Genomic DNA, 15662 nt, shown 5'->3' with positions numbered 1-15662 from the left:
CTTGTTGCGTGCCTGTCGTAGCATGGTGCAATGACTGAGAAACCCGGATACGCCCAGCCGCAGGCTCCGACCGGAGACGCGGATGAGCCGAAGAGCCCGAGTGCCCCGATCTACACCGCGAAGGTCGAGAACCTCGGCGGCACCTCGGGCGAGGTGCGCGTCGAAGACGGCCAGACCCTGTCCACCGCCCCGACCTCACGGGTCGAAGAGGGCAACAACCCGGAACAGTTCCTCGCCATGGCCTGGTCGACCTGCCTCGGCGAGACGCTCAAGGTCGTCCTCGCGGTCAATGAGATCGAGGCGCTCTCACGCGTGCGCGTCGAGGTCGAGCTGCACAACGAACCCTCCGGCAACGGCTTCTACTTCGCTCCGAAGGCGTTCATCTCCATCGAAGGGGTCTCGGACACCGACGCCGAGAAGTACGCTGCCCGCGCCCACGCTCGCTGCCCCATCTCCAAACTGCTTATGGGCAAGGGCACCCCGGTCGTCGAAATCGAACCGTACAAGAACCCGGACAACTTCCAGCTCAGTTGAATCGGCTGAGCAGAGAACGAGAGGCCCCGACTGTCACGGTCGGGGCCTCTTCCGTCGGCGCCTGCGCTTTACCTGTCGGACTCCGCGGCAAAGTCGGCGGCGATCTGCGCCAACTGCACGGCCGCCTCGGCGGGGCGGATCAGCCATCCCACGTGGGACGACGCCAGCGTGCGCACCCGGTAGGGATTGTCCGGGGTGAGCGCATCACCTTCGCGGATGAGGCGATCCTGCATCGCGGTCGGCACGCTCCGATCCTCGCCGAGGCGGACGAACGTACGCGGAATCGTCCCCCACGTGCCCGCCTGCGCCCGGTGTTCGGGGCCTCCCGCGTCGAGGTTCTCATCCGGCTGCAGTGAGCCCAAGAAAATGCGGAACTCGTCATCGCTGACGTCGGCGCAGAAGAGTGCTTTCAGGCCGTCGAGGACCACCGGGTCCGCCTGGCGGAAATTGCAGCGCAGCAGACCCAGCTGCCCGGGATCACCGGCCAGGGCCCGGGCGAGAGCCGCATTGTCGACGGTCTTCATTTCGGGTTCGGCATTGTATTCGGCGGCCGGGAGGTCCACCGGTGCCCATGCGGAGACATAGACCATGTGGTCGATGAGCTCCGGATGCGCATTCGCCAAGGCTGTCAGCGTGGCCCCGCCGCGGCTGTGGGCGACGATGACCACCGGTCCGTGCTCCTTGGCGCGGGCGGCCGCCTCGGCGAGAGCCCGGACATTGTCGTCGACGGTCACACCTCTGATCGATCCCGGCTCCGAGGTGAACCGGGCGAGATCCTGAGGCGCCTGATACCCGAGCGGGAAGGTGGCGGCGAAACCGTGACCCGGCAGGTCGACCGCAGCCGAGCGCACTCCGTGGAAGGCGAGTTCGGCCTGCAGAGGGGCGAAAGAGAAGGAAGTGGCGAAAGCGCCGTGGACGAGGATGAGCGTCGGCTGCGTCATCTCCTCAGCCTAGCGGCCGCCTCGGCGATGGGGAACGGAACACCAGACAAATGGCTCACTGGATGTCGAAGCGGATTACAGTGGCTGGTAGGACGCTCGGCACCGGGCCGGGCACGGAGCGACGAGAGGAGCCGAGGTGGAGGTGAACTTGCAGGAGTTCCTGTTCCTCGCCCTCGACCTCACCGGCACTTTCGTATTCGCAGTCTCCGGAGTGCTGCTGGCCGCGCGACGCAATTTCGACATCACCGGCGGGTTGGTGCTGGGCACGATGACGGGCATCGGCGGAGGCATGATCCGCGATGTGCTCCTCGACCGGGTGCCCAACGCCATCGGCCAACCGATCTACCTCGCCCCGCCGGTGATTGCGACCCTGCTCATCTACATCATCGGCTCCCACATCTCCCGGGCACGGATATGGATCGTCGCCTTCGACGCGATGGGCCTCGGCCTCTTCAGCGTCACCGGCACGACGATCGCGCTCGCCGCAGGGACGAACTATCCGGCGGCGCTGCTCATGGGTGCGCTGACCGCGTGCGGCGGCGGACTCATGCGCGATGCCGTGGCCAGTGAGGATCCGGCGATCTTCCGCGGCACCGACCTCTACCTCATCCCCGCCCTGTTCGGTTCGGGGCTGACGATCATCGCCGAGGTGACCGGACTGTTGGGTGCCATCGCCTCACTCATCATCGCGGCTGCCGCCTTCGGCTTCCGCATGCTCGCCTGGAAGCTGCAGTGGCGTGTGCCGCAGCCGATGCGGCAATGGTCGTACCGGGACACCGGTCAACGCGTGAAGAAGAAGCTGCCGTCGGTTTTCCGGAAACCGGACTGAGGGCGTCGGTGTCTCGCTTCGTCGAAATCAGCGGTGTCGAGGCTGACACATCGCTGCCTGTATGGGGCGCCTGTGGGTGTGCGACGATGAAATCATGAGTGAGACACCGCCCGGACCACCGCCACCGGGGCCGCTTCCGCTGCACGAGGAGGAACCGGTCCCGACGTGGACACGCGACTTTCTGCGCGTCCTCGGCTTCACCCTCTTCGGTGCGCTTTTCTTCACCTTCTTCATCTGGCTCGCCTCGACGGGGCTGATGGTCAGCAACAACTTCGACATCATCGAAGCGGATGCGATGTGGATGGGAATCTGTGCCGCAGGCCTCGCCTTCTTCTTCCCGTTCCTGTTCATGGAGCACAAACGACCGGATGACGGGTTCCGGCGTGAGGGTCTCATTCCGCTGATTCTCCTCGGCGTGGTCGCCTCCGCAGTGATCGTCTCCCTGGTGGCGCTGGTCTGGCCGTTCTTTCTCGGCGTGCGGGCCGTTCCCGGAACGGTTGCCGCGGAACTCAATGCCGATCCGGCGAGCTTCTTCCTCGTTCTGCTCTTCTTCATCGGCGGCATGGCGTGGAGCACGTGCATGATGATGCCGATGATGATCGGCGGCTACAAAGTCGCGCTGTGGCTGCTGTTACCGTATCTCGGATTTGCCTTCCTCATCTTCTTCGCCGGTGTGCAGGTCTTTGAGAACCCGCCGAGCCTGCTTGTCATGATGATCTGGGTGGCCGTGGCGCTGTCCGGTCTGGCGGTGCTGACGGCGCTCGCGGCTCTGCGCAATGTCATTGACAAGCCGAAGCCGCAGATGACTGCGAGCGAACGCGATGCGGCCTACCAGGGGTACCTTGCGGACAGGCGTCGGCGCGGACTGACGAATGAGAATCCGCTGCCGGGTATCGACGGACCTCAGCAGCCGCCTCGGCGGTGAGTTGTCGGTATAGACGCGGCCCTTCCCACCTGGAAAGATGAACGCATGAGTGAGCCGACGAGCAACTGGACGACCGATCCTGCACCACTACTGCGCGCTGGGGAGGGATTCCGCCTCGGCGAGGTCGATCCCGAATCCACCCCCGGCTACGACGGGGACAAGAAGAGCGGGAAGAAAGATCTCGAAGCGCTGTCTGCTGAGCTCAACGACCTGCAGGAGCGCCTCTTCGCCGCCCACCACGACGAGGACTCCGGTCCCGCCGTCCTCCTCGTCCTGCAAGCCATGGACACGGCGGGCAAAGGCGGAATCGTCCGCCACGTCGTCGGAGCCGTCGATCCGCAGGGTGTCGAGCTCGCCGCCTTCAAGAAACCGACTGAAGAGGAACTCGCCCACGACTTCCTTTGGCGCATCCGACCGCGCGTGCCCGGGCCCGGCATGATCGGAGTCTTCGACCGCTCACACTACGAGGATGTGCTCATCGGCCGCGTTCGTGAACTCGCCGACGAGACCGAGATCGAGCGCCGCTACACCGCCATCAACGACTTCGAAGCTGAACTGATCGCGGCGGGAGTGCGGATCGTCAAGGTCATGCTCCACATCTCTCCGGACGAGCAGAAAGAGCGTCTGGCCGAACGCCTCGAACGGCCGGACAAGTACTGGAAGTACAACCCGGGTGACGTCGACGAACGACTCCTGTGGCCGGATTACATGGACGCCTATCAGGCCGTTTTCGACCGCACCTCCACCGAGGCGACCCCGTGGTTCGTCGTGCCCGCGAACCGGAAATGGTACGCCCGGCTGGCCGTGCAGCGGCTGCTGCTCGATGCCCTGGTCGACATCGACCCGCAGTGGCCGGCCGCCGATTTCGACGTCGAGGTCGAGAAGAAGCGGCTCGCCGAAAGCTGAGGGTCACGTCCGTACGGAACGGCGGTCCGCCTCGGCGAAGGATCTGCCGTGACGAATCGCGACGTCAGTCGCGACGGATGCTGAAGTCGACCTTCGTGGGGTGTTCGACGGTGCGGGAGACAGTGCAGTACTTGTCATGGGAGAGCCCGACGAGGCGTTCGATGCGGGCATCGGCCTTTCGGCCCTCCTCGTCGTCGGGGAACGCGAGGTCGAAGTCGAGGTGGACGTTGTCCACACGAGAGGCTCCGTCTTCGTCGATCTTGTCCGCGGTCGCGGAGACGTCGAACTTCGTGGGTTCGGTGTGACGGCTGGTGACGGTGTCGACGTCGATCGACGAGCAGCCGGCAACGGCGGCCAGCAGCAGTTCGACGGGGGTCATGAGGCCTTCGCCGCGGCCGAATTCGATGCTTGCTCCGCTCGGGGCGGTGGCGCGGTAGTGGTTTTCGGCGATGCGGGTCAGTTCGATGCTGCGGATGTCTTCACTCATGGGGCCATGATGCCAGGTTTCGGAGGCCGCCGTTGTGGTCACGGTCGGCGGGCGGGTGAGCCCATGGTTACGGTCGGCGGTCGGGAGCCTCATCGGTCGTCGGCAGATGCGCTGCCTGCCACGCCTCAAAGCCGCCGATGACATCGGCAGTGCTCGTCAGACCCATCTGTCGCAGGTTCCACGCGGCCAGCGATGAGGAATAACCGTGGCGGCAGATGAGGATCCACCGCCGATCGGTTCGATCGGCCTCGGGGATGCGCCAATCGAAGCCGGGGTCGAGACGCCACGGCAGCACGGTCAGGTCGATGGCGAGGGATCCGGGGATCGACGGAGCAGACTCGCGGTGGACCTCGGTGCGGACATCGACGATAATCGCCCCTTGCTGCTGCTCGATGAAGGCGGCGTGTGGAGTCAGCCGGTCGATCTCGGCGCGGGCGCGATCGAGCAGTGCCAACGAGCCGGGTCGGGCGACACCGTCAGCGAGCACCGAAGTCGACCTTGTCGGCTTCCTCGACCTTCGCGGTGCGACCCGGACCCGATTCGAATCCCCAATAGAGGTTCGTGTGTGAGACCACCTGCTCCGGTGGGGGAGCACCCCATTCGGTGAGATCCTCGGTGGTGTGGGCGTCGGAGACCAGCGTGACGTCGTAGCCGCGGGCGAATCCGCCGTGGATGGTCGAGCGCACGCAGGCATCAGATTGGGCACCGGTGACGATGAGGTGGCCGACGTTCTTTCCGGCGAGCACCTCCTCGAAGTCCGTGCCCTCGAATGTATTGCCGTGGGTCTTCTCGATGATCGCTTCGCCCTCAGCGGGGGAGAGCGTGTCGACGATCTGCCATTGCGGGGAATCGATCGGCAGCTCACCGGAGCTGTGCCGGACCCAGACCACCTCAGTGCCGGTGTTCCGGGCACGGTCGACGAGATGGGAGATCGTGGAAATGACCGATTCGGAGTTCCAACTGGCTTGCATGACGCCGTTTTGGACGTCGATGACGACAAGGGCAGAGTTCGGGCGGGTGGACGTCGGCGGCTGAGCTGTGGACATGTGATCCTCCTTGATCAAGGATCATTGTCCTCGCCTCGATCCCAGCAGACAAGAGCTCGACGCCGGCCGGTTCCGCGGGTGTGAGAATGGGGGAGTGAGCGATACCTCCCAGAACCCCGGCGACGAGGCGGACCCCGATGAAGTGGGCGCCGGACGAGCTGGCGCGGGGCAAGCCGGCGCGGGCAGTGCGGCCGGTCCGCGACGTTTCAGCGTGCTCCGCAGCTGGAAGACTGCGCCCTACTTAGTCGGGTCGGGCACGGCGATGATGGGCGACAACATCGAACACGTCATCACCTACTGGGTGCTGTGGCAGAAGTTCGAATCCCCGGCGCTCGTCGGGTTCCAGCTCATCAGCCACTGGCTGCCGTTCCTGCTTCTGTCCGTCTATGCCGGGTCACTGGCCGAACGATTCGACTGCCGCCGCCTCATCCAGATCGGGCAGATCATGTTCATGGTCGTGTCCCTGTGCTGGGGGATCCTATTCCTCACCGATTCCCTGCAGCTGTGGCAGGCCTGCGTGCTGCTCGTCATCCACGGGCTCGCCGGATGCCTGTGGGGTCCGGCCGAGCAGATGATGCTCCATGACTTCGTCGACCGGAAGGAGCTGCCGAGCGCGGTCCGCCTCAATGCCACGTTCCGCAGCCTCGGTATCCTCTTCGGTCCCGTCGTCGGTTCCGCTCTGCTGCTCGGGGTCGGCGCCACGTGGGGCATCTTCATCAACATCGTCTTCTATCTGCCGCTGACGATCTTCCTCATCCGCACCCCCTTCACCGGGCATCTGCGCAGCGGAGGAGTGCGCACCGCGCGGACGACTCTCATCCAGTCGCTGCGGGTGCTCATCGACGTCCGCCACAATCGCGCGATCGTCGGCATGCTGTTGCTGGCCGCGCTCGCCTCGACGACGATCGGGGCGGTGCTGCAGACGGCGATGCCGGTGTTCGGCGACATCCTCAACCCGGTCGGCGGGGACAGCGACTTCACCTATGGCGTGCTGCTCTTCGCCATGGGCGCCGGCGGGGTGCTCGGCGGCTTCGGGCTCGAAGCGACCGGGTGGATCAAGGCCGTTCCGGCTGCGGCTGCTCTGGCTGCTGCGGCGATGGGTGTCAGCTCACTGCTCTTCGCTCTGACCTCCCACCTGTGGGTGGCCGTGATCATGCTCGTCATCGCCGGAGTCTCGAAGATCACCGCCGAGTCGACCGAGATGGCGATCATCCAGCTCGAGGCTCCGCCCGAGATCCGCGGTCGCGTCATCGGCTCTTATGCGACGTTCGGCCCCGGCATGCAGACCTTCTCCGGAGTCACCGTGGGAGTGCTCGGTACGATCGCCACGATCCCCGGAGCCGTCATCATCGGCGGCACGGTCCTGGCGATCGGCGCGGTGGCCATCGGAACCTACGTCGTCACAGGAAGACGCAACCCCCATGCCCCAATTGCTACCTGACGGCGGCGCAGCCACCTGGCGCCAGGTATCTGGGCCGCCGTCACCTGCTTCTGCGCGGGAATTCGGTGTGCGGTCGCTCGGGTTCGCCCACGTCAAAGGCACACGGCATGAGGCCCGACCGAGTGCAGCCGTCGACGTTCACGGCCCGGTCGGCGATCGTGAGTTCTGCTTCGTCGATGTCGAGCGAGCGCAGGTGCTCAAGACCGTGCAGAATCCTCGGCTCATCCGCATGACCACCTCACTCGTCGACGACATTTTGACGATCGCCCTGCCCGACGGGCGCTCTGCCTCTGGGATGCCAGTAGGCTCGGGTGAGCGCCTGACCTGCTATTACTGGAAGCGACCGGTCGACCTCGAACTCACTGACGGTCCGCATTCGGCACTCGCCTCCGAGTGGCTGGGAAAGCCGGTGCGGCTGGCCCGCGCACGTCGTGGAGACGTGATCTACGGAGCTGGCCTGTCGATCGTCACGACCGCTTCGATGAGGGAACTCGCCGATCAGTCCGGTCACCACGAGCTGCTAGATGAGGCCGCCCGCTTCCGTGCCACTCTCGTCCTCGACACGGACGAACCCTTCATCGAAGAGACCTGGCGAGGCCGGGATGTGACGGTGAACGTGCCGGACGTCGGCGCGCTACGTGTGCGAATCGGGGATCCGATCGCGCGGTGTGCCATCCTCGATCTCGACCCGATCACTGGGGAGCGGGGCAGCAATCTGCTCAAGACGCTTGTCGCCAGCCGCCCGCGAAATGAGGTTGGTGAACCGTACTTCGGAGTCAATGCCGAGGTCATCGAAACCTCTGCGGCTCCGGACACCTGAGTGGCCACGTTCCAACGCAGGCGACGGCGGCCCAGATACCTGGCGCCAGGTTGCTGCGCCGCCGTCAGGTAGTAATCAGGTGACGGCGCCGCGGACTTTGTGAGCGTCTGTGTCCCAGAGGTGGTTGTCGAGGATGTCGCGCAGGGCCTCGACGGTGTCCCACACCTCGGTGAACCCGATATAGAGCGGGGTCAGCCCGAACCGCAGCACCTCCGGTTCGCGGTAGTCGCCGATGATTCCGCGCTCGATGAGTGCGCTCATCACCGCAAACCCCTCCGGGTGCCGGATCGAGACCTGGGATCCGCGATGAGCGTGCTCACGTGGGGTGACGACCTCGACCGGGTGATCGGCCAAACGCTCATCGACGAGGTCGATGAACAGGTCGGACAAGGCCAGGGACTTCTCCCGCACCAGGTTCATGTCCACCCGAGAATGGATGTCGAGGCCGAGCTCCGCCACCGACATCGACAAGATACCCTGCGTTCCGGTGAGGTACCGGCGGATGCCGTCGGCCGGTCGATAGTCCGGGGCCATCTCGAACGGTTGGGCATGAGACCACCACCCCGACAGGGGTTGGCTGAATCGGTTCTGCAGCGCCTCGGCGACCCAGATGAACGCCGGTGAGCCGGGCCCGCCGTTGAGGAACTTGTACGTGCAGCCGATCGCCATGTCGGCACCCGAACCGGTGAGATCGATGGGCAGAGCACCCGCCGAATGGCACAGGTCCCAGATGACCATGGCCCCGCCGGCATGGATCGCCGAGGTGGTCGTGCCTATATCGAAGAGACGACCCGTCCGGTAGTTCACGTGGGTGAGCACGACGAGGGCCACCTCGTCGGACATCGTCGTCGGGAACCCTGCGGTGACTTCCTCATCGTCGACGAGGCGGACTTTGTATCCGTCGCCGAGCTGTTCGGCCAATCCTTCGAGCATGTAGATATCGGAGGGGAAGTTCTCCCGCTGAGTGAGGATGACCCGCCGGTCCGGGGAGTCCTCGGCCTGCATCTTCAGCGCCGCCGAGGCGGCCTTGAACAGGTTGATCGAGGTGGTGTCCGTGACGACGGTGGACCCGGCCCCGCCGCCGACGATCCCGGCGATCTTCTCACCCAATTTAGCGGGCAGGTCCCACCAGCTGGCGGAGTTCCATGACCCGATGAGGCCGGTGCCCCATTCGTCGGCGATAACGTCCTGGGCGCGCTCGGCCGCGCCTTTCGTGCGGGGACCGAGCGAGTTCCCGTCGAGGTAGATCGTGCCTTCCGGGAGCAGGAAATCGTCGCGGAAATCACGCAGGGGATCGTTCGCATCGCGTTGTTCGCAGTTCGCGCGGGTGATCGCCGAGGTGGTGGAGACCGGGTCAGGAGTCGTCATCGTCGCCTTCCAAGTAATCGAGAGGGCCGGTGGGCCCGTGCGCTTCTCAGGCTACCCCGTCACTTCCCTCCCAGAACTACCCGACGGCTGTGAGTCTTGGTAGTGGCTGGTCTGGGACCGGCTGGCAGAGTAGGTGTTGGCCGTACCCATCCCGTGATCGTGACTCAACCCGGCGGTGACCCACCCCTCTTTGGTGGTGTCTTCGGGCCGATTTGTCCGATCACATGGGTGGTGCGGCCGGCACCAGCCCGGCCCACCTCTGGGACTGCTGAGGGTTTAGTTGACTTCACGACTGGATAAGTTCCAGGAAGGATGGAAGTCATGCCAAAGATCTACACCGATGAGTTCAAGCAATCAGCGCTCGAGCTCCTGGGCGACGGGATGACCCAGAAGCAGGTGTGTGCCGACCTCGGTATCTCGAAGTCAGCTCTCCAGGCCTGGGTGCGTGACTCGCGCCTGCGTGAGCACGGACTCGAGCCCTCTCGTGATGTCGAGGAGTCTCACGCCCAGGCAGCAGCACTGAAGCGGATCAGGGAACTCGAGCGTGAGAACAAGATCCTCCGCGAGGCTGCAGCGTATCTCTCGCAAGCGAACTTGAAGCTCGGTGGTCATCACCCAAAATGATGTACCCGCTGGTCCTCGACCTTGCTGCCGCCGGGGTGCCGGTGGCAGTGGCCTGCCGGGTGCTCGGCTTTACCAAGCAGGGTTTCTACAAGTGGTGCGCGAAACCTGTCTCTGACCGGGAACTCGAGGAGGCGCACTTGATCAATGCCGCATACGACGTTCATACGGACGATCCTGAGTTCGGGCACCGGTTCATCGCTGATGAGCACCAGGCGTGCGGATACAGCGCCTCTGAACGTCGTGTGTGGCGGCTGTGCTCGCAGCAGGAGCTGTTCCCCCACACGATCAAACGGGCCCGGAAGCACGGTAAGAAGCCCGGCCCGCCAGTGTGTGATGACCTCGTCGAACGCGACTTCACAGCAAAGGCAGTCAACGAGTTGTGGCTGACCTATATCACCGAGCATCACACCAGTGAGGGCAAGCTGTATATGTGCGCGGTCAAGGATGTGTTCAGCAACAGAATCGTCGGTTATGCCATCGATTCGAGGATGAAATCTCGCCTGGCTGTGGCGGCGATTGATGACGCTGTGGCTCGTCGTGGCGGACCGCGAGCCGTGGCAGGATGTGTCGTTCACTCGGATCGCGGGTCGCAATTTCGTTCTCGTAAGTTCCAGCAGGTTCTACGGCGTTACGGGCTCGTGGGATCGATGGGTCGGGTCGGCGCTGCTGGTGATAATGCGACGATGGAATCGTTCTTCGCTGTGTTGCAGAAGAACGTCCTCGACCGGGGCCGTTGGGACACGCGAGCGAGGTTGCGGACATCGATCGTCCACTGGGTCGAGCGGACCTATCACCGGAAGCGTCGGCAACGGCGTTTGGGTAAACTGACTCCGGTTGAATACGAGCTTGTTCATCACAAGGCTGTCGCTCTGGCGGCATAAACCCCGGGGTCAACTAAACCGTCAGCAGTCGCTTCTGCGGCAGGGCCTTTGACAGTACCTGTTTGCCGTCGCGGTCGAGTGCGACGGCGTGGTGGTTGTGTTTGCCGACATCGATGCCGATGAATACGTCGATGTCAGCGTGGTTGGTGATCATGTCACTCATCTTCTTCGACTCATGTGACCGGATATTGGTTGTGGTTGGGCTGGCCGGTGCTGCAGTGGTGGCTCCTGGGTTCGGCATCCAAGTTACGGTCGGGCTCAAGGCATGGGTTCTGCCAGTGGTTCTGGCCCCTATCAGCGATTTCCCTGGTGCCTTCGAACCCCGGTGACTACACCCTCCGGATCATGGTGACTGGGGGCATCAATCATGCCGGGGTTCTCAGGCCAGCGACCTCTTTCTATCCTGACGGATGAAGGGGCTACTTAAAAGGTAACGGGGGGCGATGGCTGCGCGCATACCGGGATTCGCCTCCCCGAAGCGCCACCACCGCTCCCGTCTTGCCTTTCGGCGATTTGAATCTCTCACAGGTTTTACGCGGTCCCGGACTATGTCGAGTGCGGCCGGGTACGCCATCGCATCCTCCAAACCCATCATCGCAAAGTCGATGATCCATCCGTCGGGCATGAGGTCTGGTCTATCCGCAATGTCATTACTTCCCAAATGTCGAACCACGACATCCGAGTACCGAGCTTCTTGACGCTGGAGCAGATCCCTCGCCTCAGCGTATGGGAGCAGGAGGCCTTTTCCTACGGGGGCGCAACCTTGAAAGCAGATGCCAGCGTTAGCTTGTAGGGGCAATGCGGCGTGGCTGGCTGTTCTTGGCCGCAGTGAACTAGTTATCCCGGGCGTCTCTCGTTTGTCGAGCACATATACGTCTGGGAGCTTGGCCGGATTCTTTACCCAGTTCACTATCTCGACGTCGACCGCTGCTTCCCCGGGCCAATCTTGTGACGAGACTGCTTCGGTGATGACTGCGGGATCTGGAGCCGACGGCAGACGCGACTGTGATGCGTTCCGCTCCTAGCCGACGTCGATCACTCTTGTATCGGAGAGCCACAGTGCGGAAGTTTTCGTATACGAGATCTTGGGGCAAGGATCATGTGAGTGCTCTGGTTGTTCTGGGGCTTTTGCGGGCTGAAGTCTGGCGGACGACGATTTGGTGGGGGGGGGAGGAGGGGTTTGTCTAGGGTAGGAGCCTCCGGGTTGATGACGTGGGTTGCCGCTGTTGCTCCGAGTTCGTGGAGAGGCGCTGCGGCGGTGGTGAGATCCACGAGCGCGGCCAGCCGAGTGCCACCGATTCCGGCGACCGAGATGTCATCGGGGATCTGTATGCCGGAGTGACGCAGCGCGGTCATCGCACCCACTGCCGTCTGGTCATTCGCGCCGATAACGGCGTCAGGCGGCTGACCCTGCGACAGTAGCGAGATCACGGCGTTCGTTCCCGAGTCAGCGGAGAAGTTGCCGGGAATGACGCGGTGCTCGAGCGAAGCCTGATGCATCGCAGCCTCGTAACCCTTCCGGCGCTGTTCGGCGGAGTAGACGTCAGCGGTACCATCGATGAACGCGATGTCGCGATGTCCCAGCTGGATCAGGTACTGCGTGAGCGCGCGCGCCTCTACATTGTCGTAGCTCACCACGTCACTTGGGAAGTCTCGCGTGGCGAGTGAAACCACCGCCATGCCTTCGCTGCGGACAGTGTCCACGGTGCGAATGAGATGCTCCGTCTCCTCTTCGTTCTGACGAATTCCGGATCCCGCGAACACGACGCCCGCGGCGTTGTAGGTACGTAGCATCTTGACGTGTTCGATCTCGCGCCGACTATTGCGATCTGCATTGCAGATGATCGTGAGACATCCGGCTTCATTTGCGACGTCGTCGCAAACCCGCGCCTCGGTCTCGGAGTTCCTGGGCGAACGCGAGCATATTCTGGGTGGAACGGCCGAGGCGATCGAGAGTAGTGATGACAAGAGTGTCACCGTCGATAAGCGCGTTGAGTGCTCGATCAAAGGCAGGGCGGGATGCTCGTGCGCCCGAGACTCCATGGTCGATGTAGAGATCGTCGCGACGCACACCGGCAGCGAGGAGGTCAGCTTCTTGTCGGTCGGCAGATTGATCGCGGGTCGATACACGGGCGTATCCGATCAGTTTCGCCATGATGGCTCCAATGTGTCTCGTAACTAACGGCGTTTACGCCGATTCATGGACTAGGTTACAAGACATAGTTATAAAGAAATTGCATTCAGCTAAGAACGCCGAAATTGCGCAGAACTTGGCCGGTAGCCTGGAGCGTGCGAAGCTGCGCCGCCGAGACGTCTCGTAACCCTAGGGTTACGAGATCTTGATCGCGACGAACGGCGAGTCTTCGACGAGGTGATTCACTCATCCATCCGATTGCAGGTGCGCGCTGTGTTGGTGGCCTCTGCAAGTCCGGTGCGATTTTCAAAGGTTCAAACAGCGCTCGGTATCACCGACTCGCATCTGTCAAAGAACGTGGGGGTACTGCTCGACGCCGGATACGCCGACCAATCGAAGCACTCTGCCCAAGAGGGTGCCCGTTCGCACTCGGTCACAATGCTTGCCCTCACCAGTGAGGGGCGGACGGCCTATCGAGGGCACGCCGCTTGGCTGGAACACCTCACCCGTGCTCGTGCGCAGTCATAAAACCACGCCGCAATCAGGTTGAGGAGAGATCATGCCTACGCTCGAAGAAGCGCTGAACGAGACTTTGTCGGCGGAAGCTGTGGAGGCGTCATTCGTCCACGCCATCGCCGGTATCCGAACAACTGAGAATGTCTATGTGAGCCCCCGCGATGGTGTCGCCCACTCGCGTACTCGTTTCAAGATGCCTGAAGCAGCGGGTCCTGGTGCCGACAACCGTGGTGAGAGCCTTGCGAGTCATGACTTGCTGCACACCTGCGCTGTGGGCAGCGATGACTGGATGACAGTCGATCTGCCTCGACCTGCGCTCGGGTCGTTGGCCCTTCTGACGCTCCTTTACAGCGCGGAGATCGAACAGTCCGTGGGCGTCGACTCCGGGTTGTTCGAGGTTGAGGTCCTCGCCTTCCCGGGGCGAGCACTGCCCGTGCGTCTGTCGGTGGCTGGACGCTTCATATTTCGGAGATGGCGGTCACCGTATATCGCGGCAGGAAAGCGGAGACGTTCGCGCTGGAGGTTCATCCAGTATCGGCGAGGACGGTGAGCGTCCCCGGCGGCTATGACTAAGGCTCATCTGAATTGTTCCCTGCAGTTTCTTCTTCATCGAGTTGGTTCATCGGGAGGGCTCTTTGAGCACACGCCGCCGGTGTTTTTCGCTCCATCGCAGAAGGGTCTCTTGAATTTGCTTTATCGTTTCGGCTGGTGCGTCGGGCATGACCCAGTCGAGTCCTTTGACAACCTCGACTACTGACAACTCGGGCAGGATCTGTCGTCGACGCAGTTCGTTGTAGCGCCCCATGTAAGTACGTGCGACGAGAGTTGCTTCGCCAATACTGTAGCTTTGCGCAGCCTCACGGATGAGTCGTCCGCACTCGGTCCCGGGGTGATGGGTACCGTATGGGTAAACCTCTTCTCGGTATTTGAACAGAACTTCATAGAACATGACTTCCGCTGCGATACCCGCTTGCTGATGGAGTGTTTCTAAACGCGTCGCTGGGGGCGTGCGAACAAGCGATTCACTGTTAGTGGTGTTTGCGTAGTTGACTCGCTCCGGTGTCTGTTCACGCATTGTGGTCATCGCTTGTTGACGTCAGTTGTGCGCGAAACTCGTGATTCCCTCGGCGGAGGAACGCACTGAGTTTCTCAAAGCTGTGGTCACGGATGAAGATCGCGTCCACAGCGATCATCGTCAGCGAGAACCACGGCAGACCCATGAGCAAAGCGATCCCCAAGTGGAAGGCGAGGATGCCGAGCAGACCGATGATGCGGGTATAGCGGTTGAAGAGCATGAACGGGAACGCACACTGGAAGAGCACCGATGCCCACGAGATCGCCACGACCACCGGACCCCAGGCGGTGACGAGGTCGGAAAGAACGGGCCAGGTCCCGAACTGCTGTGTCTGCAGGGGGTTGTAGACGGCGAAGCCGTGCTGCCAGGCACTGCCGCCGGCTTTGTAGAGACCACCGGACATGTAGATCGCGCACACCTGGAAGGCGAGCACCACGATCGCGAGGTTATTGGCCATGACCAGCGCCCACCGCCACTGACCACCGTCGGCCTCGGGGAAATCGGCTTTGCGCCGACGCCGGCGCGCATCCAGCGACCAGCGTCTGGTCGTATCCGCGAAGAGCAGGGCGATCATGAACATCCGGTAGGCGTTGTCGCCCTGATCTCCAGCACCGTCATTGAGTTCGATGAAGCTGACCCACAAAACCAAATAGAACGGCAGAATGATCCGGGTGTACCAACCCAGCGTGATGACCACGGCGAGAGCGGCCAGGGCGAGCATCATCACGGTCAACATCGGCGGGGTCGTCACCACCCGGTGGAAGAGGGAGAAGAGCCAGATGTTCGGGAAGTCGCTCTGCGGCTCTGCGAGCTCCCCGCTCCAGGCGTTGCCCACCCCGAAGATGTAGTGGCGGGCGTTGAAGTTCGTGAGGATGAGTCCGAGTCCGGTGATGCCGATGAGAATCCGTGTCACCGCAAGCCCGTAGCTCGCGTGGTAGCGGCCGGCGAGCATCTCCTCGAGCCAGTTCCAGCCGCGGGAGATGCTGGTGCGCACCTGGGTGGTGATCGGCAGGCGCTCCTCCGCCGAGGCAGTCCCGGAGTCGCGCGTGGACTCGGTGTCTCGCGCGGTCTTGGCATCACGTGACGCTTCGGCGTTGGGCGTGGTCACGGGGTCCACCTCAGTTCGCGTGGTCTC

General features: G+C 63.0%; 17 protein-coding genes and 1 pseudogene. 8 read left to right on the top strand and 10 right to left on the bottom strand.

Going from position 1 to position 15662, the window contains the following annotated elements; all coding sequences use genetic code 11:
• The first annotated feature begins 30 nt into the window (after positions 1–30).
• On the top strand, positions 31–534 hold the full coding sequence (locus ACOZ9V_RS18170; RefSeq protein ID WP_052240173.1) for an OsmC family protein: 504 nt from the start codon (positions 31–33) through the stop codon (positions 532–534).
• Between the two features lie 68 nt (positions 535–602).
• Here ACOZ9V_RS18170 and ACOZ9V_RS18165 read toward each other — a convergent pair whose 3' ends face one another.
• The gene (locus ACOZ9V_RS18165; RefSeq protein WP_181271911.1) at positions 603–1475 is read right to left on the bottom strand and encodes an alpha/beta fold hydrolase; all 873 of its coding nucleotides are present in this window, start codon (positions 1473–1475) and stop codon (positions 603–605) included.
• Between the two features lie 136 nt (positions 1476–1611).
• Here ACOZ9V_RS18165 and ACOZ9V_RS18160 point away from each other — a divergent pair, with 136 nt between their 5' ends.
• The 3 genes from ACOZ9V_RS18160 (at position 1612) to ACOZ9V_RS18150 (ending at position 4135) form a co-directional block, all read left to right on the top strand.
• Positions 1612–2304, top strand: a complete 693-nt coding sequence (locus ACOZ9V_RS18160) for a trimeric intracellular cation channel family protein (RefSeq protein WP_229664148.1) — start codon at positions 1612–1614, stop codon at positions 2302–2304.
• 94 nt (positions 2305–2398) lie between these two features.
• Positions 2399–3229: a hypothetical protein gene (locus tag ACOZ9V_RS18155; RefSeq protein WP_181271912.1), complete on the top strand. Its 831-nt coding sequence runs from the start codon at positions 2399–2401 to the stop codon at positions 3227–3229.
• 45 nt (positions 3230–3274) lie between these two features.
• Positions 3275–4135: a PPK2 family polyphosphate kinase gene (locus ACOZ9V_RS18150; protein WP_181271913.1), complete on the top strand. Its 861-nt coding sequence runs from the start codon at positions 3275–3277 to the stop codon at positions 4133–4135.
• A 64-nt stretch (positions 4136–4199) separates the two neighbouring features.
• On the opposite strand, the gene ACOZ9V_RS18145 is transcribed toward ACOZ9V_RS18150, so the two are convergent.
• The 3 genes from ACOZ9V_RS18145 to ACOZ9V_RS18135 all read right to left on the bottom strand — a co-directional run bounded on the left by ACOZ9V_RS18145 (position 4200) and on the right by ACOZ9V_RS18135 (position 5668).
• Complete coding sequence (locus ACOZ9V_RS18145; protein WP_101547144.1) at positions 4200–4622, bottom strand: OsmC family protein; 423 nt, start codon at positions 4620–4622, stop codon at positions 4200–4202.
• A gap of 67 nt (positions 4623–4689) precedes the next feature.
• Complete coding sequence (locus tag ACOZ9V_RS18140) at positions 4690–5109, bottom strand: rhodanese-like domain-containing protein (RefSeq protein WP_139467489.1); 420 nt, start codon at positions 5107–5109, stop codon at positions 4690–4692.
• Complete coding sequence (locus tag ACOZ9V_RS18135; RefSeq protein WP_434592349.1) at positions 5099–5668, bottom strand: cysteine hydrolase family protein; 570 nt, start codon at positions 5666–5668, stop codon at positions 5099–5101. Before ACOZ9V_RS18135 ends, ACOZ9V_RS18140 begins: the two co-directional genes overlap by 11 nt.
• A gap of 94 nt (positions 5669–5762) precedes the next feature.
• On the opposite strand from ACOZ9V_RS18135, the gene ACOZ9V_RS18130 reads away from it, so the two are divergent.
• Positions 5763–7109: an MFS transporter gene (locus ACOZ9V_RS18130; protein ID WP_434592348.1), complete on the top strand. Its 1347-nt coding sequence runs from the start codon at positions 5763–5765 to the stop codon at positions 7107–7109.
• Positions 7090–7929 carry an MOSC domain-containing protein gene (locus ACOZ9V_RS18125; protein ID WP_434592346.1) on the top strand — a complete coding sequence of 280 codons (840 nt, stop codon included), beginning with the start codon at positions 7090–7092 and terminating at the stop codon, positions 7927–7929. The genes ACOZ9V_RS18130 and ACOZ9V_RS18125 overlap by 20 nt, the downstream gene beginning before the upstream one ends.
• 75 nt (positions 7930–8004) lie before the next feature.
• Here ACOZ9V_RS18125 and kynU read toward each other — a convergent pair whose 3' ends face one another.
• Positions 8005–9297, bottom strand: coding sequence for a kynureninase (kynU, locus tag ACOZ9V_RS18120; protein ID WP_181271916.1), 1293 nt, complete (start codon positions 9295–9297; stop codon positions 8005–8007).
• Positions 9298–9618: 321 nt separating this feature from the next.
• Here kynU and ACOZ9V_RS18115 point away from each other — a divergent pair.
• Positions 9619–10802 (top strand): IS3 family transposase gene (locus ACOZ9V_RS18115; RefSeq protein WP_434592332.1). Its coding sequence is split into 2 segments (ribosomal slippage): positions 9619–9876 and positions 9879–10802, totalling 1182 coding nucleotides; the frame shifts between segments, so codons are not numbered across the junction.
• Positions 10803–10815: 13 nt separating this feature from the next.
• Here ACOZ9V_RS18115 and ACOZ9V_RS18110 read toward each other — a convergent pair.
• The 3 genes and pseudogenes from ACOZ9V_RS18110 to ACOZ9V_RS18100 all read right to left on the bottom strand — a co-directional run.
• Positions 10816–10956: an IS110 family transposase gene (locus ACOZ9V_RS18110; protein WP_181272576.1), complete on the bottom strand. Its 141-nt coding sequence runs from the start codon at positions 10954–10956 to the stop codon at positions 10816–10818.
• A gap of 881 nt (positions 10957–11837) precedes the next feature.
• A complete protein-coding gene (locus ACOZ9V_RS18105; RefSeq protein ID WP_434592343.1) occupies positions 11838–12779 on the bottom strand; it encodes a substrate-binding domain-containing protein in 942 nt (313 codons plus the stop codon).
• A pseudogene (locus ACOZ9V_RS18100) lies at positions 12679–12957 on the bottom strand (recombinase family protein); the annotation flags it as partial. The pseudogene ACOZ9V_RS18100 and the gene ACOZ9V_RS18105, both read right to left, overlap by 101 nt.
• 216 nt (positions 12958–13173) lie before the next feature.
• Here ACOZ9V_RS18100 and ACOZ9V_RS18095 point away from each other — a divergent pair.
• A complete protein-coding gene (locus ACOZ9V_RS18095) occupies positions 13174–13464 on the top strand; it encodes a transcriptional regulator (RefSeq protein ID WP_181272574.1) in 291 nt (96 codons plus the stop codon).
• Between the two features lie 607 nt (positions 13465–14071).
• Here ACOZ9V_RS18095 and ACOZ9V_RS18090 read toward each other — a convergent pair.
• Together ACOZ9V_RS18090 and ACOZ9V_RS18085 are read right to left on the bottom strand one after the other, a co-directional pair.
• On the bottom strand, positions 14072–14527 hold the full coding sequence (locus ACOZ9V_RS18090) for a hypothetical protein (RefSeq protein WP_181272573.1): 456 nt from the start codon (positions 14525–14527) through the stop codon (positions 14072–14074).
• Positions 14520–15635, bottom strand: coding sequence for an HTTM domain-containing protein (locus tag ACOZ9V_RS18085; protein ID WP_229664267.1), 1116 nt, complete (start codon positions 15633–15635; stop codon positions 14520–14522). The genes ACOZ9V_RS18090 and ACOZ9V_RS18085 overlap by 8 nt, the downstream gene beginning before the upstream one ends.
• Between the last annotated feature and the right edge of the window lie 27 nt (positions 15636–15662).

Origin of the sequence: Brevibacterium sp. 1718 (assembly GCF_051131255.1) — a bacterium.
GTDB classification, from domain to species: Bacteria; Actinomycetota; Actinomycetes; order Actinomycetales; family Brevibacteriaceae; genus Brevibacterium; species Brevibacterium sediminis.
Note: the sequence above shows the minus strand (reverse complement) of the source record. Positions and strands in the feature narration are given on the sequence as shown.

Excerpts from the sequence above, each read along its gene's own strand:
- ACOZ9V_RS18090 (WP_181272573.1), bottom strand. The coding sequence starts at position 14,527 with ATGCGTGAACAGACACCGGAGCGAGTCAACTACGCAAACACCACTAAC.
- kynU (WP_181271916.1), bottom strand. The coding sequence starts at position 9,297 with ATGACGACTCCTGACCCGGTCTCCACCACCTCGGCGATCACCCGCGCG.
- ACOZ9V_RS18135 (WP_434592349.1), bottom strand. The coding sequence starts at position 5,668 with ATGTCCACAGCTCAGCCGCCGACGTCCACCCGCCCGAACTCTGCCCTT.
- ACOZ9V_RS18165 (WP_181271911.1), bottom strand. The coding sequence starts at position 1,475 with ATGACGCAGCCGACGCTCATCCTCGTCCACGGCGCTTTCGCCACTTCC.
- ACOZ9V_RS18145 (WP_101547144.1), bottom strand. The coding sequence starts at position 4,622 with ATGAGTGAAGACATCCGCAGCATCGAACTGACCCGCATCGCCGAAAAC.
- ACOZ9V_RS18155 (WP_181271912.1), top strand. The coding sequence starts at position 2,399 with ATGAGTGAGACACCGCCCGGACCACCGCCACCGGGGCCGCTTCCGCTG.
- ACOZ9V_RS18170 (WP_052240173.1), top strand. The coding sequence starts at position 31 with ATGACTGAGAAACCCGGATACGCCCAGCCGCAGGCTCCGACCGGAGAC.
- ACOZ9V_RS18125 (WP_434592346.1), top strand. The coding sequence starts at position 7,090 with ATGCCCCAATTGCTACCTGACGGCGGCGCAGCCACCTGGCGCCAGGTA.
- ACOZ9V_RS18150 (WP_181271913.1), top strand. The coding sequence starts at position 3,275 with ATGAGTGAGCCGACGAGCAACTGGACGACCGATCCTGCACCACTACTG.
- ACOZ9V_RS18110 (WP_181272576.1), bottom strand. The coding sequence starts at position 10,956 with ATGATCACCAACCACGCTGACATCGACGTATTCATCGGCATCGATGTC.